General features: G+C 36.0%; 25 protein-coding genes. 14 read left to right on the forward strand and 11 right to left on the reverse strand.

Annotation, left to right across the window (positions count from 1 at the left end; genetic code table 11):
• Positions 1–56: 56 nt before the first annotated feature.
• The 4 genes from CQ046_RS01295 to CQ046_RS01310 form a co-directional block, all read right to left on the reverse strand.
• Positions 57–419 (reverse strand): hypothetical protein, encoded by a 363-nt coding sequence (locus CQ046_RS01295; RefSeq protein WP_165790438.1) that lies wholly within the window; start codon positions 417–419, stop codon positions 57–59.
• Between the two features lie 19 nt (positions 420–438).
• A complete protein-coding gene (locus CQ046_RS01300) occupies positions 439–1,089 on the reverse strand; it encodes a hypothetical protein (RefSeq protein ID WP_105700520.1) in 651 nt (216 codons plus the stop codon).
• Positions 1,090–1,161: 72 nt separating this feature from the next.
• Positions 1,162–1,848, reverse strand: coding sequence for a response regulator transcription factor (locus CQ046_RS01305; protein ID WP_002982671.1), 687 nt, complete (start codon positions 1,846–1,848; stop codon positions 1,162–1,164).
• A gap of 145 nt (positions 1,849–1,993) precedes the next feature.
• Positions 1,994–3,538 (reverse strand): sensor histidine kinase, encoded by a 1,545-nt coding sequence (locus tag CQ046_RS01310; protein ID WP_105700521.1) that lies wholly within the window; start codon positions 3,536–3,538, stop codon positions 1,994–1,996.
• Positions 3,539–3,740: 202 nt separating this feature from the next.
• Between CQ046_RS01310 and CQ046_RS01315 the strand changes: the two genes are divergently transcribed.
• Complete coding sequence (locus tag CQ046_RS01315) at positions 3,741–4,226, forward strand: SRPBCC domain-containing protein (RefSeq protein WP_105700522.1); 486 nt, start codon at positions 3,741–3,743, stop codon at positions 4,224–4,226.
• 132 nt (positions 4,227–4,358) lie between these two features.
• Here the strand turns inward: CQ046_RS01315 and CQ046_RS01320 are convergent, their stop codons facing one another.
• From CQ046_RS01320 to CQ046_RS01335, 4 genes are all read right to left on the reverse strand, one after another.
• Positions 4,359–4,700, reverse strand: a complete 342-nt coding sequence (locus CQ046_RS01320) for a hypothetical protein (protein ID WP_105700523.1) — start codon at positions 4,698–4,700, stop codon at positions 4,359–4,361.
• Positions 4,697–6,745, reverse strand: coding sequence for a S9 family peptidase (locus tag CQ046_RS01325; protein ID WP_105700524.1), 2,049 nt, complete (start codon positions 6,743–6,745; stop codon positions 4,697–4,699). Before CQ046_RS01325 ends, CQ046_RS01320 begins: the two co-directional genes overlap by 4 nt.
• Positions 6,746–6,917: 172 nt before the next feature.
• Entirely contained in the window at positions 6,918–7,658 is a 741-nt protein-coding gene (locus CQ046_RS01330) for a uroporphyrinogen-III synthase (RefSeq protein ID WP_105700653.1), read from the reverse strand.
• A gap of 12 nt (positions 7,659–7,670) precedes the next feature.
• Positions 7,671–8,339 carry a DUF4271 domain-containing protein gene (locus CQ046_RS01335; protein WP_105700525.1) on the reverse strand — a complete coding sequence of 223 codons (669 nt, stop codon included), beginning with the start codon at positions 8,337–8,339 and terminating at the stop codon, positions 7,671–7,673.
• A 242-nt stretch (positions 8,340–8,581) separates the two neighbouring features.
• Between CQ046_RS01335 and CQ046_RS01340 the strand changes: the two genes are divergently transcribed.
• The 4 genes from CQ046_RS01340 to CQ046_RS01355 all read left to right on the forward strand — a co-directional run bounded on the left by CQ046_RS01340 (position 8,582) and on the right by CQ046_RS01355 (position 11,987).
• Entirely contained in the window at positions 8,582–9,298 is a 717-nt protein-coding gene (locus CQ046_RS01340; protein WP_105700526.1) for a polyprenol monophosphomannose synthase, read from the forward strand.
• Between the two features lie 5 nt (positions 9,299–9,303).
• Positions 9,304–9,672: a DUF4296 domain-containing protein gene (locus CQ046_RS01345; RefSeq protein ID WP_228406834.1), complete on the forward strand. Its 369-nt coding sequence runs from the start codon at positions 9,304–9,306 to the stop codon at positions 9,670–9,672.
• Between the two features lie 65 nt (positions 9,673–9,737).
• On the forward strand, positions 9,738–10,868 hold the full coding sequence (gene tgt, locus CQ046_RS01350; protein ID WP_105700528.1) for a tRNA guanosine(34) transglycosylase Tgt: 1,131 nt from the start codon (positions 9,738–9,740) through the stop codon (positions 10,866–10,868).
• 6 nt (positions 10,869–10,874) lie between these two features.
• A complete protein-coding gene (locus tag CQ046_RS01355; protein ID WP_105700529.1) occupies positions 10,875–11,987 on the forward strand; it encodes an LptF/LptG family permease in 1,113 nt (370 codons plus the stop codon).
• On the opposite strand, the gene CQ046_RS01360 is transcribed toward CQ046_RS01355, so the two are convergent.
• A complete protein-coding gene (locus CQ046_RS01360; RefSeq protein WP_105700530.1) occupies positions 11,981–12,694 on the reverse strand; it encodes a biotin--[acetyl-CoA-carboxylase] ligase in 714 nt (237 codons plus the stop codon). The two genes, CQ046_RS01355 and CQ046_RS01360, sit on opposite strands and share 7 nt — an antisense overlap.
• An 87-nt stretch (positions 12,695–12,781) precedes the next feature.
• Between CQ046_RS01360 and rsfS the strand changes: the two genes are divergently transcribed.
• The 9 genes from rsfS to CQ046_RS01405 all read left to right on the forward strand — a co-directional run bounded on the left by rsfS (position 12,782) and on the right by CQ046_RS01405 (position 21,834).
• Positions 12,782–13,147 (forward strand): ribosome silencing factor, encoded by a 366-nt coding sequence (gene rsfS, locus CQ046_RS01365; protein WP_105700531.1) that lies wholly within the window; start codon positions 12,782–12,784, stop codon positions 13,145–13,147.
• Between the two features lie 20 nt (positions 13,148–13,167).
• Entirely contained in the window at positions 13,168–15,189 is a 2,022-nt protein-coding gene (gene ftsH, locus CQ046_RS01370) for an ATP-dependent zinc metalloprotease FtsH (RefSeq protein WP_105700532.1), read from the forward strand.
• 136 nt (positions 15,190–15,325) lie between these two features.
• The gene (locus CQ046_RS01375; RefSeq protein WP_165790439.1) at positions 15,326–15,907 is read left to right on the forward strand and encodes an LUD domain-containing protein; all 582 of its coding nucleotides are present in this window, start codon (positions 15,326–15,328) and stop codon (positions 15,905–15,907) included.
• A 24-nt stretch (positions 15,908–15,931) separates the two neighbouring features.
• Positions 15,932–16,804 carry a phosphatidate cytidylyltransferase gene (locus tag CQ046_RS01380; RefSeq protein ID WP_105700533.1) on the forward strand — a complete coding sequence of 291 codons (873 nt, stop codon included), beginning with the start codon at positions 15,932–15,934 and terminating at the stop codon, positions 16,802–16,804.
• Positions 16,805–16,808: 4 nt separating this feature from the next.
• Complete coding sequence (locus tag CQ046_RS01385) at positions 16,809–17,465, forward strand: phosphatidylserine decarboxylase family protein (RefSeq protein WP_105700534.1); 657 nt, start codon at positions 16,809–16,811, stop codon at positions 17,463–17,465.
• 432 nt (positions 17,466–17,897) lie between these two features.
• Complete coding sequence (locus CQ046_RS01390) at positions 17,898–18,893, forward strand: helix-turn-helix transcriptional regulator (RefSeq protein WP_228406835.1); 996 nt, start codon at positions 17,898–17,900, stop codon at positions 18,891–18,893.
• Positions 18,894–18,990: 97 nt separating this feature from the next.
• Complete coding sequence (locus CQ046_RS01395; RefSeq protein WP_105700535.1) at positions 18,991–19,404, forward strand: transposase; 414 nt, start codon at positions 18,991–18,993, stop codon at positions 19,402–19,404.
• Between the two features lies 1 nt (position 19,405).
• The gene (locus tag CQ046_RS01400) at positions 19,406–19,726 is read left to right on the forward strand and encodes a transposase (RefSeq protein WP_105700536.1); all 321 of its coding nucleotides are present in this window, start codon (positions 19,406–19,408) and stop codon (positions 19,724–19,726) included.
• Positions 19,727–20,025: 299 nt separating this feature from the next.
• Entirely contained in the window at positions 20,026–21,834 is a 1,809-nt protein-coding gene (locus CQ046_RS01405) for a hypothetical protein (RefSeq protein ID WP_123906552.1), read from the forward strand.
• Between the two features lie 52 nt (positions 21,835–21,886).
• On the opposite strand, the gene CQ046_RS01410 is transcribed toward CQ046_RS01405, so the two are convergent.
• A complete protein-coding gene (locus CQ046_RS01410) occupies positions 21,887–22,234 on the reverse strand; it encodes a DUF1801 domain-containing protein (protein WP_105700538.1) in 348 nt (115 codons plus the stop codon).
• A gap of 18 nt (positions 22,235–22,252) precedes the next feature.
• Positions 22,253–24,091 (reverse strand): ABC transporter ATP-binding protein, encoded by a 1,839-nt coding sequence (locus CQ046_RS01415; RefSeq protein WP_105700539.1) that lies wholly within the window; start codon positions 24,089–24,091, stop codon positions 22,253–22,255.
• Positions 24,092–24,253 lie beyond the last annotated feature (162 nt).

The raw sequence follows: 24,253 nt of genomic DNA on the forward strand, positions 1-24,253 counted from the left end.
TTAAATTAATTAAAAAACAGTTCACTATAGAACATAATGAACACTTGATATTTTAATTAACCTATCTTGGGCGGCTGCCAGATTTCCTTTAAACGGTCTGAAAGATAAGGATCTGAATAGTGAAACTGAGGATTCTTATTGGCTTTGTAATAAGACAGTTCCAGACGTAGATTCTTTGAGAAAGGGGTTTCAATAAAAGTATAGCAGGCAACACATGATGAACAGCAGTCATCTTTACATGATTTTGTTTTATCATGGTTGCTGTCTTTTTTTGAAGAATGATTTTTACAGCAGTCCATTTTCTTGGAAGACTCTGCTTTACAGCATGTTTCCTGCGCCCCTTGCGCATAGAAGTTATACTTGGGAATCAGAAAGACTCCCAGGCAAAACACTATTGCAAGTATGTGAAACAGCTTCATCTCTGCAAAAATACAAAATTTATGGCAAAGGATCACCAACTTTTAGAGAGCAGCTATGCCAAGGTTCACCGTGTGCTGGATTCAGCTTAGGTTTTTCACCCATGGCAAGATTCTGTGCAACGGGTGACGGAGCCGGACTTTGAGAAGGCTGAACTACATTTTGTGCTGGCTGTGGGGCAGGAGCGGGCTTACTGTTTAAGGGTTGCCCTACCTGAATATCACATCGGTGTCCGGGTTGTCCGTGTGGAGGGTTCATTCCCGGAGCCGTTTTTACCTGTTTTCCGTTGTTATCCAGTGTGATTTTTCCTGGTGATACTGCATTCGGGTCAACCTGGATGGTATTGCTTCCGCTCACATTTACATTTTGTGCACCAGGAGTAGCTGCTGCAGGTTGGCTATTCAAAGGTTGTCCTACCGGTATATCGCATCGGTGTCCTGGCTGTCCGTGTGGAGGATTCATTCCCGGAGCTGCAGCCATAGGAGCGGGAGCAGGGCTGGATTGGATGCCTGCCTGATCCATCAGTGCTGTTTTTGAGGTGGTATTAAGTGCTACGTTGGGTTGTCCAGCGTTGGCTTCTTCTTTTAAATAAGTCGCTCTTTCATCCTTTTTACAAGATGCAGCTAATAGTGATACGGCGATCAAACCTATAAATGTATTCTTCATATCCATGGGTATGAAACAAAATTAGCAAAACATTTTCAACTGTTTTGCTAATTTTATACTTATAATTTGATTTTTGAATTAATTTTTTACCAAAAGTCTAAATCCTTCTCCGTGAACGTTGATAATTTCCAATCCTTCGTCATCTTTTAATAATTTACGAAGCTTTGCAATATAAACGTCCATACTTCTTGCAGTAAAGTAATTTTCTTTTTTCCAGATCTTTCTTAAAGCAAGGTCTCTCGGCATGAAATCGTTTCTGTGGATGCAAAGAAGTTTTAATAATTCATTCTCTTTAGGAGAAAGTTTGTATTCTTTATCACCTACTTTCAACTGTCTCAACATAGAGTCGAAGAAAATATTACTGATCTTGAACTGCTCTTGCTCTTCGTTTTCCAACGTAGAACTTCTCTGAAGAATTGCTTTTATTTTGTATAAAAGAAGCTCAGTATCAAAAGGTTTTGTAATATAATCATCTGCGCCCAGCTGGTATCCTTTCAGGATATCCTCTCTCATATTTCTTGCAGTAAGGAAAATGATAGGTGTGTTTTTATCAATCTTTTTTACGTCTTCTGCTAATGAAAATCCATCTTTTTTAGGCATCATTACGTCAAATATGCAGATGTCGAATTCATTTTCTGTAAATTCTTTTAGTCCCTGCTCCCCGTCAGTGGCAAGAGTTACTTCAAAATTATTGATCGTCAAATAATCTTTAAGCACCGCCCCGAAACTCTGATCGTCCTCTACTAATAATATTCTGTTGCTCATAACTTTTAATAATTAATAATTAACATTAAGAATGAACTTCCTCACTCTATCTTCTATATTTTGATATTTGGTTTAATTTTATAATTGATGAATGATCATTGATAATTGATGTGAAGGAGAAGTTTTATCATCTATCATTGATATTCTATCCCATCGGCAATTTTATCGTGAACATACTTCCTTTTCCTTTATGAGAATCTACGATAATCTGTCCTTTGTGCAGTTCTACAATTTTCTTGACGTAGGAAAGGCCTAATCCCTGTCCTTTTACGTTATGAATATTTCCGGTTTCTTCCCTAAAGAATTTTTCGAAAATTTTCGTTTTATTCTGGGTATCCATTCCCATTCCCTTATCGGAAATCTCAATTACATACCAGTTCCCTTCATTTCTGGTTTCCACATGTATTTCCGGTGCTTCAGGAGAATATTTGTTGGCATTATCGAGTAGATTGACCAGCATATTGGAGATGTGGAATTCGTCTATTTTAAAATTATAATGGGTTGCATTAAATTTCTGGGTAAGAGAACCATTTCTTTGCTGTACAATCAAATTGAAAGATTCTGTAGTCCTTTTGATCAATTCCCTTACGTTGGTTTCTCTTAAGAATAATTCCACTTCATTCCTTTCAAGTTTAGACATGTTGAGTACATTTTCCACCTGTTTTTTCATCCTTAAATTCTCCTGCTTAATCAGCTCCGAATAGTATTTTACCTTATCTGGATTGGTGGCGATTTTATCATTTGCTAATGAATCCGTTGCTACAGAAATGGTTGCCAGTGGTGTTTTAAACTCGTGGGACATGTTGTTGATGAAGTCTGTTTTTACTTCAGCAAGTTTCTTCTGCCTCATCATATAATTGATGGAAATAATATAAATTCCAAGAATCGTAAGGAGAGACAGGAATGTTCCTAAAAGCATCGGCCAGTTGTTCATTGCCAGAGAATATTCTTTTTTAGGGAATACCAATGCAAGGCTGTATAATGTATTTTTCTTATCGGCAAAAAGAGGAAAACTGTAGGTATTGCTGTCTTTCTTTTCTTTGTAAGCTTTATTGGCAATGCTTGTAAGTTTATTATTGCGGTCAAGAACTCCATATCCGAACTTGGCGGTTATACCTCTTATTTTAAGTTCTTTTGCAATAACAGAGTCAAGCGTTTTCGGATCTACTCTTTTGGTGATAGGAAGATTATTTCCATATACTTTTACAAACTCTTTCATGGAGTAATCTCCTGTTTCAATCTCCTGATTGATATCTGTCGTAAGAAGTTCACGATTGGTGGTATCTCTTTTTATTTTATAGGCAGCTTCGTCTGTATACAAAGTGGTCAGCTTGATAGAATCTCCTTTTTGAGAAATCGGAAGCTGAGTTTTTTCAATAATATTTTTAGAATAGATAATCTGTCTCTGAGTGCCGGAGTCTGCTACCTGCTGAATTGTAGTTAAAGACGGCTGTTTGCTGTTGGCCAGAATGTTTTTTCTGAAATCTTTATAATCCTGATTCAGGTATTTGTCTGCTTCTATCTCTTCAATACTTTTTGAAGTACTTTCCAAAACCGCATATACTTTATTTGAAAAATCCTGTTCCAGTACGCCGTAATAGCCTTTCAACCAATAAAATTGGAGCGTTACAAAGACAATCAGTGAGATCGTCATAAACACTGAAATTATTGGGATGAATTTGTTATTCATTATTTAATTATATATGTTTTGGAAAAATGAATGTTAAAATTAATTGTTTTAAGACTACATAAACAAAAAACGAGCCAAAAAATTGTTTTTTTTCTCTTAAAAGAGTGTTTTTTAACAATTATTTATGAATTATCCTCTCCTTGTCATATGAAAAGTCCCTTCGAATGAAATAAAGTGCTAACTTTATTAAAAATAATTATTTATGGAATCGAACTTCATTTTCAACAAAGATTTTGATGCTGCCAGTACGTATGTCATGAAGATTTATAAAGCTGACGTTTCAACAGTGTGGAATCATTTTGCCCAATCCGAATTATTGGATCAATGGTGGGCTCCCAAGCCCTGGAAATGTGAAACGGTAAGTCAGGATTTCGAAAAAGGAGGATTTTGGTTCTATGCAATGGTAGATCCCAATGGTGAAAAAGGATATTCAAAGTTTGAGTATGGAGAAATCATGGAACATAGAAGTTTAGACTGGCTGAGTGCCTTTTCCGATGAAAAAGGAGACATCAACGAAGATTTTCCAAGATCAAAATGGCTGATCGGCTTTACAGGGGTAGAAGAAGGGACCAAACTGACCATTAATATTCATTATCACTCTCAGGAAATGATGAAAAAAATTATGGAGATGGGATTTGAAGGTGGTTTTACAATGGGACTTAACCAATTGGAGGAACTCATTGGATAAATCTGGAATTATAAAATAAACGATTAATAAAAGAATCCGGATCTTTCCAAGGAAAGATCCGGATTCTTTATTCTATATTGAAGATTGGCTCGTCAGTGATTAACTTTCAGCCTCAATCTCTCCGCTTCCAGCCTATATAAGCTCTTCCTCCTGAAAGTACTGAATGATTGCCTTTTTCATAAGCAAAGACTGTTCATTTGGTCTTAATTCAGGCAGGTCTTCTATTTTTTCAAAATGGGGCCAGCCATCTTCGTAATGCGTAAATTTATAATATCCAAAAGGTTCCATCAATCTACATACTGCAATATGAAGAATATTTAATTTATCGTCTTTCGTATATTTTTGTTGGCCGCTTCCTAATTCCTGAAGTCCAATTAAAAACAATATCGTTTCAATGGGTGGATTTTTTTCAGTCTGGAAATTATCTTCAAAGAATTGTTCTATTTTTTTCCAGTATTCAGCTTCGTTAATCATTCTTTTTGATTTTCTAATTTTAATAAAAATGCGAATTCCAGCGCATCTTCTTTCAGTGATTCAAATCTTCCGCTTGCTCCTCCGTGTCCGGAGCTCATGTCTGTTTTAAAGACTAAAATATTATCGTCTGTTTTTAATTCTCTCAGTTTTGCTGTCCATTTGGCAGGTTCCCAATATTGTACCTGAGAATCGTGGAATCCAGTAGTGATCAGCATGTGAGGATAATCTTTAGCTTCTACATTATCATAAGGAGAATAATCTTTCATATAATGATAGTATTCCTCGTCATTTGGATTTCCCCATTCATCATATTCTCCGGTAGTCAAAGGGATTGTATTGTCCAACATGGTGGAAACAACATCTACAAAAGGTACCTGTGCCACAATTCCGTTGAATAACTGAGGCTCATAATTCACCACAGCACCAACTAACAATCCGCCGGCACTGCCTCCCATCGCATACATGTGTTTCGATGAAGTGTAATTTTCTTTGATTAAATATTTTCCTGCATCAATAAAATCGAAGAAGGTATTTTTCTTGAATAACATTTTGCCGTCTTCATACCATTCTCTTCCCAAATATTCTCCACCACGAATGTGAGCGATAGCATAAATAAAACCTCTGTCCAGAAGTGATAGTCTTACATTTGAGAAACTGGCATCAACAGTATGTCCATAACTTCCATATCCGTATAGAAGAAGTGGAGTATCTGCAGATTTTTTGGTGTCTTTATGATAGACTAAAGAAATAGGAATTTTAGCTTTTCCATCTCTTGAATCTGCCCAGATTCTTTCTGAAACATAATTTTCAGGGACAAATTTTCCACCCAAAACTTCTTGTTGCTTCAACAGCTTTGTAGTCTTCTCCGTCATATTATACTCATAAGTAGAGCTTGGCTGTGTAAGAGACGTATAGCCGTAACGTAAAATATCTGTATCAAACTCAAGGTTGATTCCTATATAAGCTGTATAAGTGGGATCTGAGAAAGGTAAATAATAAGATTCCTGCGTCTTTTCATCAATGATTTTGATCTGAAGCAATCCTCTTTCTCTTTCTTCAAGTACCAGATAATCTTTAAAGATTTCAAAACCTTCCAGTAAAACTTCTGCACGGTGTGGAATCACATCCACCCAGTTTTCCATACCACAATTGTCAATTTTTGCTTTTACAATTTTGAAATTGATGGCATCGTCCGCATTGGTAATGATGTAAAATTCATCTTCATAATGCTCTACAGAATATTCAAGGTCATCTATTCTTGGCTGAATGACTATCCATTCCGCAAATACATCATCAGAAGGAATAAAACGGTGTTCATCAGAAATAGTGCTTGAGCTGGCAATGAAAATATATTGTAAAGATTTTGTTTTAAATACGTTTACATCAAAAGTTTCATCCTCTTCGTGGAAGATCAGAACATCTTCTGCAGAATCCGTTCCCAGCTTATGTCTGTACACTTGAAATGCACGGAGACTCTTATCTTTTCTGATATAAAAAACATGCTGGTTATCATTGGCCCAAACTGCTTTTCCCGTTGTGTTGGGAATAGTGTCTGGTAAAATTTCCCCAGTCTTTAAGTTTTTAAAATTAAGCGTATAAATTCTTCTTCCTACATCATCCGAAGAAAAAGAAGCCAGTTCGTTACCTGGGCTTACTGCTACGCTGCCTACTTCAAAAAAATCTTTACCATCTGCATGGATATTTACATCCAGTACAATCTCCTCTTCGTTGTCAAGGCTTTTGTGCTTTCTGCAGAAAATAGGGTATTCCTTACCTTCTTCATACCGTACAATATACCAGTACTCGTTGAAGAAATAAGGCAGAGATTCATCATCCTTTTTATAACGGGCTTTCATCTCTTCGAAAAGCTCTTCCTGAAGGGCTTCCGTATCTTTCATGATGAATTCTTCGTAGGCATTTTCTTCCTCAATATATTTGATAACTTCAGGGTTTTCCCTTTCATTAAGCCAAAAATAATTATCGGTTCTTATATCGCCGTGGGTTTCTAGTATTTTTTCTATTTTTTTTGCCTGTGGAGCTTTCATCCGGGTATTTTATTTTTTTTATTGAATAGAGTATGTCTTTATACTTTTTCTTCTGAAAGTAAGTAATATAAGAAGAAATCCATTCAATATTAATTTTCGTTCAAATTTAGGTAAAAAAAAACCATCTTTCCTTTATTGAAAAGATGGTTGATGGTATTTTTATAATTAAAGACTATTTGTGAAGTGCTTTAATATACTTTTCAAGGGCCATTGTCATGGAAGGAGTTTCCTTCGTAGGTGCCATTAAATCTACTTTTAAGCCTGCTTCTTCCGCAGCTGCTAAAGTCGTGTTTCCAAAAACTCCGATCTTTGTTTCATCCTGCTTGAAGTCAGGGAAGTTTTGCTGTAGAGATTTGATTCCTTGCGGACTAAAGAAGATCAACATGTCGTAATCTTTAATCGTAATATCTGTAAGATCACTGCATACAGTACGGTACATAATTGCTCTTGTCCAGTCTACATTAGAGGCATCCATGGTTTTTACAATATCCGGACTTAAAACATCTGAAGATGGTAACAGATATTTCTCAGTTGGGAATTTTTTGAAAAGAGGAAGCAGATCCGAGAAGTTTTTCTCCCCAAAGCTGATTTTTCTTTTTCTGTACACGATATGCTTTTGAAGGTAGTTGGCAATTGCTTCCGACTGGCAGATATATCTCATTGTATCCGGTACGGCAAAACGAAGTTCTTCCGCAAGTCTGAAGTAATGGTCAATCGCATTTTTACTGGTAAAAATAATACCGGTATACTGCGTCAGATCTATTTTCTGTGTTCTGAGCTCTTTATTGTCAACCCCTTCGACGTGGATAAATGGACGGAAATCAATCTTTATTTTTTCCTTCTTCGCTATATCCAAATATGGAGAAGACTCACTAGGCGCTGGTTGAGAAACCAATATAGACTTTATTCTCATCATTGACATTTATTAAAAAAATAACAACATCCAAAGCAATAATAATGGTGCGATTTGGAGGGTGCAAATATACAAAAATTTATAATACCATTTCTCGGGAAGAATCTTGTTCTTGTGAAATAAATAGAAAAAGACTTTGAAAATGAAGACAAAAGAAAAGAAGCAGATATAATATAAAAACATTTTATTTTTGTCGATAGGGAAATAATAGTGGACTACACACAAAATTATTAGCAAAAATGAAAGAATGAAATAGAACTTTGTGGAGGTAAAATAGAATATTGTCCATTTTTTTCCGTCCCCTATACTTTGATAAAATAAAAACCCTAATGTTGATTTTAATAAATAAAAAAACAGCACGGCCAGCAAAGTATATCCGAATTTGTTGAGCTGATACCCCAAAAGCTGAAGGTCGGCAATATATTTCGGTACAATTGGAATGTACTGCGAAATTAAAACGGAGAGCGTAAGAGTTGTTACACATGAGGTGATGATCCAGCTGGGAAGGTTATTGCTCGCATCAAAATACTTTTGTAGCAGAAAATCTTTGAGACTGGCATCCCTTTCTATGACGTTCATCATAAAAACATATAAAAAGATACAGCCCACGAGGATAAAAATTACCCAATCATTATTCTCAGGTATTCTTATTTGATTGACGAAGTGTTGTGATGATGGCAAAATTTAAGTTTTTATTATTTATTATTTAACTTCAGATAACATAACCCGGCACAGATTTTCCTATCACCTGATTCATAATTTTGAAGTTAAAATATTTGCTCTCATCGATTTTGCGTATTGTCCAGATCTGTTGAATAAAAGTTTCTGTTTCATCCGCTTAATCCCCGAGAAATATTTTTGCAAAATTATAGATTATTTTGTATAAAATAAAAAGGTTAAATAAACTATCTTTGCAAACTGAAATGAAAAAACTCGTCATCATCCCAACTTATAACGAAAAGGAAAATATTGAAAATATTATTTCCGCAGTTTTTGCATTGGAAGATGACTTTCATATCTTAGTAGTGGATGATACCTCTCCGGACGGAACAGCAGGTATTGTAAAAGAACTGCAAAAAAAACATCCACATTATCTGCACCTGTCAATTAGACATGTGAAAGACGGGCTTGGGAAGGCTTATATTCATGGGTTTAAATGGGCGATCGAAAATAAATATGATTATATTTTTGAAATGGACGCCGATTTTTCACATAATCCTAATGATTTGCCGAAACTTTTTGAAGCTTGTAAAAATGCAGATATGGCCATCGGATCCCGTTACTCAAAAGGAGTGAATGTGGTCAACTGGCCTATGGGAAGAGTGTTGCTTTCTTATTTTGCATCCAAATATGTAAGGTTTGTATTAGGACTTCCTATTCATGATACGACAGCCGGATTTGTCTGTTTTTCAAGAAAAGTATTGGAAGAAATAGGACTGGATAATGTAAAACTGAAAGGCTACGGATTTCAGATTGAAATGAAATTCAGAGCATTCAAAAAAAGTTTTAGAATTGTAGAAGTTCCTATTATATTTACCAACAGAATTTTAGGAGAAAGCAAAATGAATGGTGGAATTATCCATGAAGCCGTTTTTGGAGTACTGAACTTAAAATGGAAATCAATCATCAACAGATTATGAAACTGATGAAAAAGTTAATCTTTATTTTCGTTTTGCTGAACCTATTTTCGTGCAGCGATTATATAGATAAGCCTAAAAATCTGATCGATAAAGATGTGATGGCGGAAATCATTGCAGACCTTGCGATCAACGATCAGGCAATCTATGTGTATCCTGAAAAAAATATGGAAGCCGGCACAAGAGCTGTTTTGAAATCATATAAAGTAAAATCTGAAGACTTTGTAGAAAGTTTCAAGTATTATGTGATCAAAGAAGAAATGGAGGGGATCACCAATGATGCACAGGAAATACTGCTGAAGAAAGATCCGAAAGCAGATAAATATGTAAAGGATAAACTGAAACAAAACGGAGCTGTACTACCTTTAGTAAGGTAAAAAAACACCAAAGTTCAGTTTGTACAAAAAATCACTGATAAAATAGTGAATTAAAAAGGATAGAGATGAAATTTTTTAATATAGAAAAAACCTCTGAAGGAAAAGCAAGAGCAGGGGAAATTACCACAGATCACGGAAAGATTCAAACTCCCATTTTTATGCCTGTGGGAACTGTAGCAAGTGTGAAAACAGTTCATCAGAGAGAATTAAAAGACGACATTAAAGCTCAGATTATTCTGGGAAATACTTACCACCTTTATCTTCGTCCGGGCATGGAAACGATGCAGGATGCCGGTGGTTTACATAAATTCATGAACTGGGATCTTCCTATTCTTACCGATTCAGGAGGTTTTCAGGTATTTTCACTGGCGAGTAACAGAAAAATGACAGAAGAAGGAGCGAGATTCAAATCTCACATCGACGGAAGTTACCATATGTTTTCCCCGGAAAGATCAATGGAGATCCAAAGACAGATCGGAGCTGATATTTTCATGGCTTTTGACGAGTGTACTCCTTATCCTTGTGACTACAACCAGGCAAAATCATCCATGGAGCTTACCCACCGTTGGCTGAAAAGATGTATTGAATGGACTAATGATAATCCTGAATTATACGGATACAAACAAAGACTTTTTCCTATTGTTCAGGGATCTACCTATTCCGACCTTAGAAAAATTTCGGCAGAAGTGATTTCTGAAGCAGGAGCAGAAGGAAACGCCATCGGAGGACTTTCTGTAGGAGAGCCTGAAGAAGAAATGTACAGAATCACTGATGAAGTGACAGACATTCTTCCAAAAGAAAAACCAAGATATCTGATGGGTGTTGGAACTCCATGGAATATCCTTGAGTCTATCGGACTGGGAATTGATATGATGGATTGTGTAATGCCAACAAGAAATGCAAGAAATGCAATGCTTTTCACGTGGCAAGGGGTTATGAACCTTAAAAATGAAAAATGGAAGCGCGATTTTTCGCCTTTGGACGAATTTGGAACCAGTTTTGTAGATCGTGAATATTCAAAAGCGTATCTTCGCCACCTGTTTGTATCTAAAGAATATCTGGCAAAACAGATTGCTTCGATTCATAATCTGGCATTCTATCTGGATTTAGTAAAAGTGGCCAGAGAACATATTATTGCAGGAGATTTTTACGAATGGAAAAACTCTGTAGTACCGGTTCTTAGACAAAGACTGTAAGAGAATATGCTTAAAATTGTAGACAGATATATCATTAAAAAATACCTTGGAACTTTCAGTTTCATGTTGGTATTATTGTCTATAGTCGTATTGGTAATCGATGTTCAGCAGAAGATTCCAAGGATAGAAAATGCCAAGGCTATTGATCCTAAACTGGATCTTACATATTTCCTTATCCATTTTTATCCCTTCTGGATCATCAATCTTGTGGTAACATTCCTTTCCATTCTGGTATTTATTTCAGTAATTTATTTTACCTCCAGAATGGCAAACAATACTGAAATTGTTGCTATTATCAGTAGTGGAGCCAGTTTTCACAGGTTTTCCAAACCTTATCTGTTTACCTCTATTTTTATTGGGATGATAGCCCTTGTGGTATATCATATGGTGCTGCCATGGGCCAATATCAAGAAAAATGAACTGGAAGCATATACCTATAATGCCGCCAATAAAGAAAAGATTCTAGGAACAGCTCCAGCCTCTTCACAGCTAAGTAAAACAGAATATATCTTCGTGGATTCCTGGAACAAAAGAGAAAAAAGAGGATCAAGCTTCGTCTATCAGAAATATGATAAAGACAGAAAAATGACCTATGAGCTTAAAGCGAGCGAAGTATATTGGGACAAAACCAAAAAGCAGTTTGTTTTAAATAACTATCTGGAAAAAACCATCAATAAAGATAATACCGAAAAACTCGGAAACGGGATAGAATTAAGGAAAAACTATGGACATACACCAGAAGAACTTTTCCCTAATGAGCTTTTAGGGCAAAATAAAACGACTCCGGAACTTCTGAAGTTTATTGATCGAGAAAAAGCAAGAGGAAACAGTAACCTGAACTCTTACCTGAATGAACTTCACCAAAGAACCTCAATGCCCGTTTCGATCATTATCCTGACGTTCCTGGCGCTTTCCCTGTCATCACAAAAGAAAAGAGGGGGGTTGGGCGTAAACTTGGCAATAGGGATTTCATTGGCCTTTATTTTCGTGTTTTCATTTGAAGCTCTAAAGGTTGTTTCAGAAAATAAAAGTTTGTCTCCGGCTGTAGCCATGTGGCTGCCTAATATGGTGTTTTTGCCGCTTACTCTTTATCTTTATATCAAAAGAGCCAATCAATAAAGTAATTTTATTTCCTTGTGATAAAAGGAACGCATTCCGTCTTCCAGTTCGATCCAGAGTTCACCCTTTTCGTCTGCATGTCGGATGATGCCATTTTGTCGCTCTTTTTCAATTTCAAAGACGGATACCTGATCTTTTCTGAAAAGACTTTTATTAAATCCGTCCAGAATTTCCTGATCGGAAGGAATATTTCTAAATTTTTCAGACAGATATTCATGAAAATTCAAGGAGAATTCTTCAAGGTCAAATCGTACACCTGTCTGCGTCAGAAGTGATCCTGCATTGGATATTGCATCAAAATTATCCTGAAGAATATTGATTCCGGCCCCGATGATGAAATAATTATTTTGATTAATTTTTTTCTTTTCTATTAAAATTCCAACGATTTTTTTACCTTTAAGGATAATATCATTAGGCCATTTGATTTTTACCTCAGAGTCAGACAATTTGGCAAGGAAATCCCGGATAATCATTGCGGTATAATAATTGAACATAAAGTCGGAACACAGGATGTTCTGAGTATTCACTGCCAGCGTATAAGCCAGATTTTTTCCGGCAGTCTGAGTCCAAACATTTCCATACTGACCACGGCCTTTTGTTTGATTAAAAGTATGAAGTCCTATAAAATTTGAATCTCCGTAAAGTAAAAACTTTGATATTTCGTCATTAGTAGAAGAACATTCTTTCAGGTAGAAGAGTTGGCTCATTTAAGAAAACTTTAAGACATTAAGAGGGTAAAAGTAAGGTTAAAGTAAAGAAAAAACAATAAATTTGCAGATTATAGTATTTTTTTAATGAATAAGACAGCAGAAAAACAAGCGTTAATAGATAAAATCGTTGAAGCTATCCAGGATGTAAAAGGAGAAGACATTATGATCTTTGATCTTTCCAACATCGAAAACTCCGTAGCAGAAACGTTCGTGATATGTAGTGGAAACTCAAATACACAGGTATCTGCATTGGCGGGAAGTGTAGAGAAGAAAGTAAGAAACGAACTACAGGACAGACCTTGGCACGTAGAAGGTACTGAAAATGCGATGTGGGTATTGGTGGATTACGTTTCAGTGGTGGTTCATATATTCCAAAAACAGGTACGTGAGTACTACGATATAGAAGAGCTTTGGGGTGACGCAGTCATTACCAAAATTGAAAATGAATAATAAAAATTTAAAAAGTCTAAATGAATAATAAAGGATTCAACTGGTTCTTTCCTATTGCAATCATAGCTCTTTTGCTATTTTTTGGCTCCAATTTCCTTGGGGGTGATGCCGCAAAATCTATTGATGAAGATGGTTTCTTTAGAGAAATGCAGGCGGGCAAAGTCCAGAATATAATTATATACAAAGACATAGAGAAAGCTGATGTTTTCCTAACAAAAGAAGCGAAATCAGCAATGGTTTCCAAAACCGGTAAAGAAAACAACCCTCTTTCTGCCTTCGAAATGGCTCCTAAAGCAGATTTTTCTGTGAAATATGGAGACCTTCAACTTTTCCTACAGAAATTTGAACAGGTTAAAGCCAGCAATCCGGTTATTAAAACAACAAAAGATTACGGTACAGGCAAAAGCGCACTAATGGATATCTTAGTTCCTGCGCTGGTTTGGATTTCCATTCTTGGATTATTCTACTTCCTTCTTTTCAGAAAGATGGGCGGTGGAGGAGGTCCTGGCGGACAAATCTTCTCTATCGGAAAATCTAAAGCGAAGCTTTTTGACGAAAAAGAAAGAATTCAGGTGACATTCAAAGATGTTGCAGGATTGGAAGGAGCTAAGGAAGAAGTTCAGGAAGTGGTAGATTTCTTGAAGAACTCTGAAAAATACACAAAACTGGGAGGTAAAATTCCTAAAGGAGTCCTTTTAGTAGGTCCTCCGGGAACAGGTAAAACCCTATTGGCAAAAGCTGTTGCAGGGGAAGCTAAAGTTCCGTTCTTCTCACTTTCAGGTTCTGATTTCGTTGAAATGTTTGTGGGAGTAGGGGCTTCCAGAGTAAGAGACCTTTTTGCTCAGGCTAAAGCGAAATCTCCGGCGATTATCTTCATTGATGAGATTGATGCTATCGGACGTGCAAGAGGAAAAAATAATTTCTCTGGCGGAAACGACGAAAGAGAAAATACATTGAACCAGCTTCTTACTGAAATGGATGGTTTCGGAACAGATGTCAATGTAATTGTAATGGCAGCAACCAACAGAGCAGATATTCTTGATAAAGCATTAATGAGAGCAGGTCGTTTTGACCGTTCTATCTACGTGGACCTTCCGGAACTTCACGAAAGAAGACAGATCTTTGATGTTCACTTGAAAAAGATCAAGCTTGATGATAATGTAGATAGAGATTTCTTAGCAAAACAAACTCCTGGATTCAGTGGGGCAGATATTGCTAATGTTTGTAACGAAGCTGCTTTAATTGCGGCTAGATATAACCATACCTCTGTTACAAAACAGGATTTCCTGGATGCGGTTGACAGAATTATCGGTGGACTTGAAAAGAAAAACATGGCAATCAAACCATCTGAAAAGAGAAGGGTTGCTTATCATGAAGCAGGTCACGCTACAATCTCTTGGTTGGTAGAACATGCATCACCGCTTTTAAAGGTAACAATTGTTCCAAGAGGACGTTCTTTAGGGGCAGCATGGTATCTTCCGGAAGAAAGACAGCTTACTACTACTGAGCAGATGTTGGACGAAATGTGTGCAACATTAGGAGGTAGAGCAGCAGAGCAGGTGATCTTCAATAATATTTCTACAGGAGCACTTTCTGATCTGGAAACAGTAACGAAGAGAGCTCAGGCAATGGTAACAATTTACGGTTTAAGCCCGAATATCGGTAACATTTCTTACTATGACAGTTCTGGCCAGTCTGAATACAATTTCGGAAAACCTTATTCTGAAGAAACGGCTACCAAAATTGATGCAGAGATCAAGTTGATTATCGAAAATCAGTATGAAAGAGCAGTGAGAATTCTTGAAGAAAATAAAGATAAACTTGATGCTCTTGCAAATAAGCTATTAGAAAAAGAAGTGATTTTCCGTGAAGACTTGGAAGAAATATTCGGAAAAAGAGCATGGGATCCTGAATTGACAGAGAAGCCTGTTACCAATACTATTCCTGAAAAAGATCAGCCGGTAGTAGCGGAAGCACCTCAAATCAAAGAAAAAGAAGAAGAAAGCGAAATACAGGCTCCAGAAAGCCCAACACAGCTTTAAGACTCTTAAAAATAAATATTACAAAGACCTGACAACCTCGAAAATTGTCAGGTTTTTTCATATTTAAGGAGATATTTAGGACACTATTGTAATTTATTTTCTATTTTTGTATAAAGTTGACTAAAAATAGATTAAGTTGAATTTATTCAAGAGGATTGTAAGCAAACTTACCAACCAGCCTGAAGAAGAGGACAAACAGAGCCTGGAGAAGCTTGGGGATTCGCTGAAAAATGCGGATCTTGACTATAAGTTTGCGCAATTATTTACGCATTCGGGGGGATTTTTTAATTATTGTGCAGATGAAGCGGAGGCTCTACAAACTTTAAATCAAATTATCAAAATTGAAGGTATACACAACCTTTTCTGTTGGGATAAAGAACTTCAGAACTTTTTGAACGTTGTGAAGTCTACCTATACCTCAGAACTTCAGCCGTCTAATGACGCCGCATTCATCACCTGTGAATACCTGATTGCCTATGATGGCAGAATCATGCTTTCGCATAATAATATTCTTCATTATCATTCTTCAAGGCTTCCCGACAGAATTATCATCATTGCCAATGTTTCACAGATTGTAAACAACCTGAATGATGCTATGGGGAAAATAAAAAGAAACGGAAATATCAAGAACCTTACTTCCATCAGCGGAAGCCAGTCTAAAATGGACAGTTCTTCCAATTCCAATACAAAATTATTTTTACTGCTGCTTGAAGATTAAGCAACCACCTCTAAATTTTAAATCTTGGACAAAAATCTCATTCAAAGAACCGTATCAGGTATCGTTTATGTAGCCATCATTATTCTTTGTTCTACTCCATTGGGAGCACAGCTGCTGAACAGTATTGCGCCTGGTCTTGCCAAGCAACAGTATCTTTATCATGGGTTAATGAGCTTGCTGCTGATTGTGGGAACATGGGAGTGTGTCAAAATCATGAAATTTGGAAACGGGTATGAAAAATGGGTAGTGTATCCGCTGGTCATTTTTATATTCTACATGTTTTCCAAAAGATATTTTAATCACGATTTCTTTTTTGATTTCAGGCTTAGTGAAATACTGGCGCTGGCACTCATTGGGATTGCTGTGGTTACTTTATTCAAATATCCCAACGAATTATACTTTGACAGCGGGAAACTTATTTTTACGGTTATCTACGTTGCGCTTCCGTTTAGTTTTGCATTAGGACTTCCGAAGTTCTCCAGCTATTCAGAAAATTTCTCTCTTGAGGTGCTGTTTCTGTTTATCCTGATCTGGAGTAGTGATACCTTTGCTTATCTGGTAGGGAAATTCTTCGGAAAACATAAAATGGCTCCTAAAATTTCCCCTAAGAAAACCTGGGAAGGATATGCGGGAGGTGTGGTATTAACATTAGTGTTATCTTATTTTATAGAACATTATCAGCCAGAGCTGAGAGGAAACTGGATGGTCGTAGGGTTTCTGGTAGCCGCTTTTGCTCCGCTAGGTGATTTGGTGGAGAGCCAATTGAAAAGAAATTTCGGTGTGAAGGACAGTGGAAACATCATTCCTGGGCATGGCGGAGTTTTAGACAGGCTGGATAGTTTTATTATCTGCGTTCCTGTTGTATATTTGTACTTTATTTTAGAAAAATTTATTTAGTCTCATGAAATTACATAGAGAATCAAAAGGAACAATTACTGTTGCAACCCTGGCTTTTATTATCCTGGGTGCGCTAGCAATTTATTTCCTTAAAATATGGTCCCTGCTGATCATCATCCCACTATTGGTTATTTACGGTTTAGTTTTCTGGTTCTTCAGAGTTCCGGATCGTAATATTCTTGATCACAAAGAAAACGTAATAGCTCCGGTAGACGGAAAAGTGGTAATGATTAAAGAAGTGGATGAAGATGAATTTATAAAAGGAAAAGCCATTCAGGTTTCTATTTTTATGTCTCCACTGAATGTACACATCTGTAGATATCCGGTTTCCGGAGAGGTGATTTACAAGAAATACCACCCTGGAAAATACCTTGTAGCATGGCATGAAAAATCTTCTACAGAGAACGAAAGAACTACTGTTGCAGTGCAAACAATGACCAATCATAAAGTAGTCTTCAGACAGATTGCAGGATATGTGGCAAGAAGGATTGTTTTCTACTGTAATGAAGGAGATAAAGCAAAAGCGGGGCATGAGTTCGGATTTATTAAATTCGGGTCCAGAATGGATGTATTCCTGCCTTTGGATACGGAAATCATCTGCAAGATCGGAGATATTACAAAAGGAGGTGAAGATATTATTGCCAAACTGAAAGGAAATTAATATTCTTTATCGTATATAAAAATTAAAGAGAGCTGATTAGCTCTCTTTTTTATGTTGAATTAATGAGTATATTTTATTGTTTGAGTTTAATTACGCACGCGTAATATTGCGTATAAGAAGATTAATGATATTCCGTTGAGATCAATATTTTTGCATGCTTAAAAACACAAGCTTTCGCTTTTTAGGTGATATGAGATAAATGATTATTAAATTTTATTGGGAATGGTATTTTATTTGATAATTTTAATGTTGATTTTTAGTAAATTAGAACTAGAAAAACACCTTAATCATACCCTTTTTAATGCTGGAAAAGTACTGACATATTTCGTTTTGTAAGTTTTTTATTTGCATGAGAGGCTGTTAATATGGGAGAATTTATACTTTCAGAAGTACAAATGCCAACTTAAGCTTGTGAAAGCACAAAAAAACAACATGATGATTTATAAGTTTTTCTTTAAAGTGATCAACGACGAAGCGGAGAATATGGATGATGATTTCGAAAGTAATTATCTTCATCTTATTAACCGTTATCTGCTTTTACTGTTTTTCATATTTCTGTTTTATTCTATTTTTATTATTACTTTTTTCGGAGATATGTTTATCTCGATATTTCTCACTGTTATTACCTTTTTCTGGCTGTTTTTAATGGCAATGAAGGGCAAGACGAAGCGGTTTAGAAATGTATTGAAGGGAACCGTCATCTTTATATTTGTTTTGCTGACTTTTATAGTGAGTTTTTTTAATATTTATACCTACAAAAATGCAGGTGTAGAGTATTTTTATTTTTGCCTTTTGTTTGCCGTACCATTCTTCCTGAATTATAAAAAAGATGCTTTTGCTATTTTTCTTATTACTTTCATGATCAGTATTAACTTTATTGCATGCCTTTACTTTGATTTTGATTTTCTTCCTAAAAGCAGATATATAGAAAAAGAGGACTTTAAAACCATAAAGCTGCTGAATATTTTATTTTCCGTGGCCTCTTTCCTGATGGATATTGTTTTTATTACCCAGAAAGATGCGCTTATTCATGGATTAATTTCAGATAAAAAGGAGAAAGATTCTACCATCAAAGATCTGGTAAAAACAAATACGGAACTCATGAAGCATCAGATGCTGATTAACCATCTTTCAGAAGAAAATATTCAGGAGATTTTAAATTTAGCAGAAAGTAATTCGCCTATGTTTTTTGAAAAGTTTCAGGTGTTTTTCCCTCATTTTATTCCTGATATTTTAAAAATAAATCCTAACCTCATTCATTCTGAATTGTATTTCTGTGCTTTGATGAAGCTTGATTTTGATACCAAGAAGATTGCACAGTGTACGAATAACAGTATTAGGGCTGTGGAAAGTAAAAAATACAGGATCCGGAAAAAGCTGAACATTTCCTCAGAGATCAATATCAATAGCTTTCTCATTAAAATTTAAACAAAATTCCGATTTTTATTACCCATACGTAGTGTTGAGTAGTCTTTAATGGTACTTTTTGTTTTTCTTGTCGATATTTTTACTTAAAAATATTGTGATGAATATTAAGAACATTCATATTGGGAGCCTGATCAGATCCAAAGTGGAAGAACATCAGATTTCAATAGAAAGAATCTGTAGATTTTTTGAGAGTACAGAAGAAGACGTGGAAAAAATGTATCGTGCAAAAAGTATGGACACGGAGATCCTGCTGAAGTGGTGCAAGCTTTTAAAATTCGATTTCTTTAGATTTTATACCGGACATTTGATTTTGTATTCTCCGCAATCCAGAATTGATAATGTGTTCAGAAAAAAAGAAAATACCCTGGTTTTCAGGAAAAGTATCTATACACAGGAGGTAAAGGATTTTATACTTGAAAAAATAAAAACCGGAGTAATGACTGCTAATGACGTGGTGGAAAGGTATAAAATACCCAAAACAACGCTGTACAAATGGATGAAAAAACTATAACATGATCCCTGATTACAAACAAATTTATACTGACATTCTTGAAGAAAAATTCCCGGAAAAATTAACAGAAGCCGCAATCAGGCATAAGCTGGAAGCATTGAATTCGGCGTTTGACATTCTGAAATTTAATCAACTGATTTTTGGTGAACCTGAATATAGAGTCGGGTTTAATAATCAAAGGCTCCGTTCCTATGATGAAGAATCTATTTTGAAAATTTTAAAATATCAAAAACAGTGTGGGCTTAACAACTTTCAGTTGGGTAAGCAATTTAAAATAAGCCGAAATACCATTGCTAAATGGAAGACCATTTTTAAAGTGTAAGAAGTGTTGGTTTTTGTTTAATAAAGGCGGATTATTTTTGGCAATAGTTATAGTATAATTATTATTGTATTGTTTTGGTTTTTATTTTTTAAATTATGGTTGGGTTTTGTTAAATAATTCAACTTTTTATTTGTACTTTTTTAAGGTGATAAGGTATTGGTGTTTTGTGAGTTTTACTACGCGTGAGTAGTATTGCGTAGAGAGAATTAATTTGTAATTGTCTGTGGTTGATAATTTTGTGGCAGTTAAATGATTTAGCTGGAAATTTTAATGATCAAACAATTATAAATTAAACAATGATGGAAACAAAATTTACAATGCCCTCAGTCAAAGTCTTGTTAATAGCAATGCTCTTTGTTTTTGGGAAATTTTATTCACAAACCAATAATGGTGCAGTAGGGATTAATACAACTGCGCCCAATTCCAATTCTGTTTTGGATGTTGTTTCAGGAAATAATAATAAAGGGATACTGATTCCCAGATTAACTGAAGCGCAGCGAAATGCCATTACAATTAACCAATCCAAAGATGATGGTTTAACAATTTACAATACCACAGAAGATTGTTTCAATTACTGGAGTCTTGCGGATAACGAATGGAAAAGTGTCTGCGGACAAATGGGGAAAGCTGTTTTTACGATAGACTGCTCCACTTCCAAAGCAATGGGAAGTTATGTGAAAGGTAAAGAACTTACCAATTCGAATTACCTGAATATTGCGGTGAACGTTACAAAACCGGGAAATTATACTATATCCGGAACTACTAGCAATGGATATAATTTTTACGGAACCGGAGTGTTTCTAAATACCGGAACACAGACAATACAGATTCCGGGGCAGGGAACACCTGTAAATATCCAGATAGATAATGTGTCCTTAGAAGCCAACGGGACTGCTGTTACCTGTACTCCTGCTATTTCTATTGCTGTGCTAAGTCCTGCGGGAACCTATACCATGAGCTGTGGAAGTGCAACTGTAAACGGTATTTACAAAGTAGGAACGGCTCTTACAGCTTCCAATACAATTACTTTACCTGTGAACGTTTCGGCATTGGGAAGTTATACCATTACTACCAATACGGTGGATGGCATTTCTTTCAGTGGATCAGGAACATTTACGGCTACAGGAAATCAGAATATAACATTAGGGGGAACAGGAACTCCTACATCTACCGCAGTGAAAACAATTACGATTACTTCCGACAGCCAGGGAGGGGTATCCACAACATGCTCTGTAAATGTGATTGTGGTGGTTCCAAAGAAAAAACTTTTAACAATCGGAACAGCACCAAACGGTTGTGGATATAATGTGTCAGGAACCTCTCCATCTGGTATGGTAACTAAAGCAGCTGCTAACTTTGGAACATTGGCCAATAGCATCGTAAAATACGAAGGATGGGATCAGATCATAGATGGTACAGACAGCCCAAGTGCTGCACAGCTGACCACCTGGACAACTGGATCTAATCCTGTGGATATTATCGTCATAGGATATGCATGGGGGATGAATGCAGCAGAAGCACAGGTGTTAAAGAATTATTTGGCAAAAGGAGGAGTAATCGTTGCTTATTCTGAAAGTAATGCCGGAATGCAGAACCTGTTCAGAAATGTTTTTGACGGATCAGTAAATACCGGAAGTGTAAACAGTGCAGGGGCTATCTATAAACTGCCAATGACCAATGATGAAATATTGAACGGTCCTTTCGGAGATATCAGAGGATTGCAATGGGGAGAAGATGCTTCCGCCACAACGTATGCAACGGGTCTACCTTCCAGTGAAATTACAGTGTATTCAGGTGATACAAACATCTCAACAGCTTCACCTTCAGGAACTGTAGGTCGTGTAACGGCATTTAAACATAATACATTAAACTTCATCTGGGTAGGTGATGGTGGATTCAACTCTCAGTGTGGAACGGTTACTTCTCCAAATACCTCAGATACGATATGCCCGTTCTATGCAGATACGAACTATAAACCAATTGCTAAACCCAATTACGGAAATGGAGCTGCAGCTTATGAAATGAATGTATATAACTCAATATTCTATGCCAACGCTCTTGCGTGGGCAATTAAAAAGGCTGAATTCAGTGGAATAAACACACAATGATAAAAGGTTTTTAAAGAGTGCTCCGGTATGATAATTCGTACCGGAGTTTTTTTTATTTTATATATCTTTTAACCTCCTGAGTCAGGTTTAATATCAATTCAACAGGAAGATCTTCATTTACATCAATGAGAAGGATTTTAAACTTCTTTCTGCCATCCTGGATCAATTCCGGATAATCGAGTCTGTCGCCATGATAAAAACTAAGATAATGTTTCTGGTATTTTTTGCTGTAATAGAAATAGCACAGCATTTTCTTTTTGTATTTGATAAATGGAAGCCCAAAACTGAACGTTTCTGTAATATTTTCAGGATCTGACGCTAAAATAGCATCACGTAAAAATAAAAGAGTACTTCTTTCAGGCTCATTGATTCTGTAGAAATACTCTTGTATAGGGTTCATTTTAATTCAATTAAAAGATTAGTCGAAGTTTTGAAGTTCAACAAGTTTGTGATAGGTTCCTCTTTTTGCAATCAGGTCATGGTGTGTTCCCTGTTCTACAATATCACCTTTTTCCATTACCACAATCCAGTCTGCTTTCTGAATAGTAGAAAGACGGTGGGCAATGACTAAAGAAGTTCTGTTTTCCATCATTTTCTCCAGTGCGTCCTGTACAAATCTTTCGGATTCTGTATCCAATGCAGACGTCGCTTCATCCAGGATCATAATAGGTGGATTTTTCAATACTGCTCTGGCAATAGAAACCCTTTGTTTCTGACCTCCGGAAAGTTTTCCTCCATCATCTCCGATATTGGATTCGTATCCTTCAGGAAGTTTTGTGATAAATGCATCTGCATTGGCAATTTTTGCGGCTGCAATCACTTCTTCTCTGGTAGCATCAGGTTTACCCATCAGAATATTATTGTAAACGGAATCATTAAATAATACAGATTCCTGTGTTACCATTCCTAATAGCTTACGGTATTCCTGTAGTTTTAAATGTTTGATATCTGTTCCGTCAATCAGAATTTCTCCTTCCGAAACATCATAAAATCTTGCTAAAAGGTTAGCAATGGTTGTTTTACCGCTTCCACTTTGTCCAACAAGAGCAACAGTTTTCCCTTTTGGAATAGAAAGTGAGAAGTTTTTAAGAATCGTGTGGTCTTTATCATAGTAAAAACCAATATTATTAAATTCGATGGAACTATTTAATGTGGAGATAGAAACAGGATTTGGTATTTCGTCTATTTTCACATCAGCATCAAGAATGGCTAAAACCCTTTCAAGAGAAGCTTCTCCTTTCTGTACATTCGAAATAGATTGGGATAAAGTTTTCACAGGAGGTAAAATCTGGAAGAAAATACCCAGGAAAACCAGGAAATCAGCAGGCGAAATACTTTGTTCTACAATAATTTGTTTACCTCCATACCAGGCAATAATTAAGAATGTAACCGAACCTAAAAATTCGCTCATCGGAGAGGCTAATTCTTTTTTTCTTCCTAAGCTTATTGAGCTGTTAATCCATTTCTGCATAGACTGCATAAAACGGTTGTCCATTATTTTTTCTGCACTGAAAATCTTAATCACCTTTGTAGACTTTAATGTTTCATCTACGATTGAGAAAATATTTCCCATCTCATTTTGAGCCTGGTGAGAATCTTTTTTCAGACTCTTTCCAATTAAAGCAATCATTGTTCCCATTACAGGCAATACTAAAAGCGAGAAAAGTGTCATTTCTGTACTTAAAAAGAAAAGCGTTACCAATGTACTGATCAGCATGAAAGGTGCGTTGATCAATTCAACTAAGCTTCCCAAAATATTACCTTCAACTTCACCTACGTCATTTGACATACGGGACATCAGATCTCCCTTTCTGCTTTCTGTAAAAAATGAAACCGGTAAAGAAAGAATCTTTCTGTACATAGCTCCACGAAGATCTTTAGTAACACCTACACGATAATTAATCAATAAAAACGAACCTAAATATCTGAAAAGGTTTCTTAGTAAAAACATAAAAGCCGTGATCACACAAAGCCAGGCCAAAACGTTAAGTGCTCCATGCTCAGTTACTAAGGTTTGAACATAATAATTGGCATATTCTTTTGCGTAAGAGAAGAAATCTAAAATCTCTCCCGAATACACAGGTGGATGGCTGTATTTTTTGGCCTCAATGGTTCCGAAAAGCATCCCCAAAACCGGTAGGATAGTCCCTAAGGAAGCAATCTGAAATACAGAGTACATAAGGTTGAAAAACAAACTTCCGTAGATGTATTTTTGGTGAGGTCTTGCGAACTTTAGTATTTTAATATATTGGTTCATTCAATGAAAAAATTGGATAACAAAATTACGTAAAATTAAAAGATAAGACGTTCTTAATCCTGTTTTACTTTAATGGATAAGTTCCAAAAAATGTCTTTTTGTTACAACTCAGGGCAATTAGACTTTGTTTTTTGAATCAATAAGCCTGAAAATGACTTAAGA

Origin of the sequence: Chryseobacterium sp. MYb7 (genome assembly GCF_002979455.1) — a bacterium.
Lineage (GTDB): Bacteria > Bacteroidota > Bacteroidia > Flavobacteriales > Weeksellaceae > Chryseobacterium.

Excerpts from the sequence above, each read along its gene's own strand:
- CQ046_RS01405 (WP_123906552.1), top strand. The coding sequence starts at position 20,026 with ATGGAAACAAAATTTACAATGCCCTCAGTCAAAGTCTTGTTAATAGCA.
- CQ046_RS01360 (WP_105700530.1), bottom strand. The coding sequence starts at position 12,694 with ATGAGCCAACTCTTCTACCTGAAAGAATGTTCTTCTACTAATGACGAA.
- CQ046_RS01345 (WP_228406834.1), top strand. The coding sequence starts at position 9,304 with ATGAAAAAGTTAATCTTTATTTTCGTTTTGCTGAACCTATTTTCGTGC.
- CQ046_RS01320 (WP_105700523.1), bottom strand. The coding sequence starts at position 4,700 with ATGATTAACGAAGCTGAATACTGGAAAAAAATAGAACAATTCTTTGAA.
- CQ046_RS01300 (WP_105700520.1), bottom strand. The coding sequence starts at position 1,089 with ATGGATATGAAGAATACATTTATAGGTTTGATCGCCGTATCACTATTA.
- CQ046_RS01330 (WP_105700653.1), bottom strand. The coding sequence starts at position 7,658 with ATGAGAATAAAGTCTATATTGGTTTCTCAACCAGCGCCTAGTGAGTCT.
- rsfS (WP_105700531.1), top strand. The coding sequence starts at position 12,782 with ATGAATAAGACAGCAGAAAAACAAGCGTTAATAGATAAAATCGTTGAA.
- CQ046_RS01415 (WP_105700539.1), bottom strand. The coding sequence starts at position 24,091 with ATGAACCAATATATTAAAATACTAAAGTTCGCAAGACCTCACCAAAAA.
- CQ046_RS01325 (WP_105700524.1), bottom strand. The coding sequence starts at position 6,745 with ATGAAAGCTCCACAGGCAAAAAAAATAGAAAAAATACTAGAAACCCAC.
- CQ046_RS01400 (WP_105700536.1), top strand. The coding sequence starts at position 19,406 with ATGATCCCTGATTACAAACAAATTTATACTGACATTCTTGAAGAAAAA.
- CQ046_RS01385 (WP_105700534.1), top strand. The coding sequence starts at position 16,809 with ATGAAATTACATAGAGAATCAAAAGGAACAATTACTGTTGCAACCCTG.
- tgt (WP_105700528.1), top strand. The coding sequence starts at position 9,738 with ATGAAATTTTTTAATATAGAAAAAACCTCTGAAGGAAAAGCAAGAGCA.
- CQ046_RS01305 (WP_002982671.1), bottom strand. The coding sequence starts at position 1,848 with ATGAGCAACAGAATATTATTAGTAGAGGACGATCAGAGTTTCGGGGCG.
- ftsH (WP_105700532.1), top strand. The coding sequence starts at position 13,168 with ATGAATAATAAAGGATTCAACTGGTTCTTTCCTATTGCAATCATAGCT.
- CQ046_RS01410 (WP_105700538.1), bottom strand. The coding sequence starts at position 22,234 with ATGAACCCTATACAAGAGTATTTCTACAGAATCAATGAGCCTGAAAGA.
- CQ046_RS01310 (WP_105700521.1), bottom strand. The coding sequence starts at position 3,538 with ATGAATAACAAATTCATCCCAATAATTTCAGTGTTTATGACGATCTCA.
- CQ046_RS01295 (WP_165790438.1), bottom strand. The coding sequence starts at position 419 with ATGAAGCTGTTTCACATACTTGCAATAGTGTTTTGCCTGGGAGTCTTT.
- CQ046_RS01395 (WP_105700535.1), top strand. The coding sequence starts at position 18,991 with ATGAATATTAAGAACATTCATATTGGGAGCCTGATCAGATCCAAAGTG.
- CQ046_RS01340 (WP_105700526.1), top strand. The coding sequence starts at position 8,582 with ATGAAAAAACTCGTCATCATCCCAACTTATAACGAAAAGGAAAATATT.
- CQ046_RS01355 (WP_105700529.1), top strand. The coding sequence starts at position 10,875 with ATGCTTAAAATTGTAGACAGATATATCATTAAAAAATACCTTGGAACT.
- CQ046_RS01390 (WP_228406835.1), top strand. The coding sequence starts at position 17,898 with ATGATGATTTATAAGTTTTTCTTTAAAGTGATCAACGACGAAGCGGAG.
- CQ046_RS01315 (WP_105700522.1), top strand. The coding sequence starts at position 3,741 with ATGGAATCGAACTTCATTTTCAACAAAGATTTTGATGCTGCCAGTACG.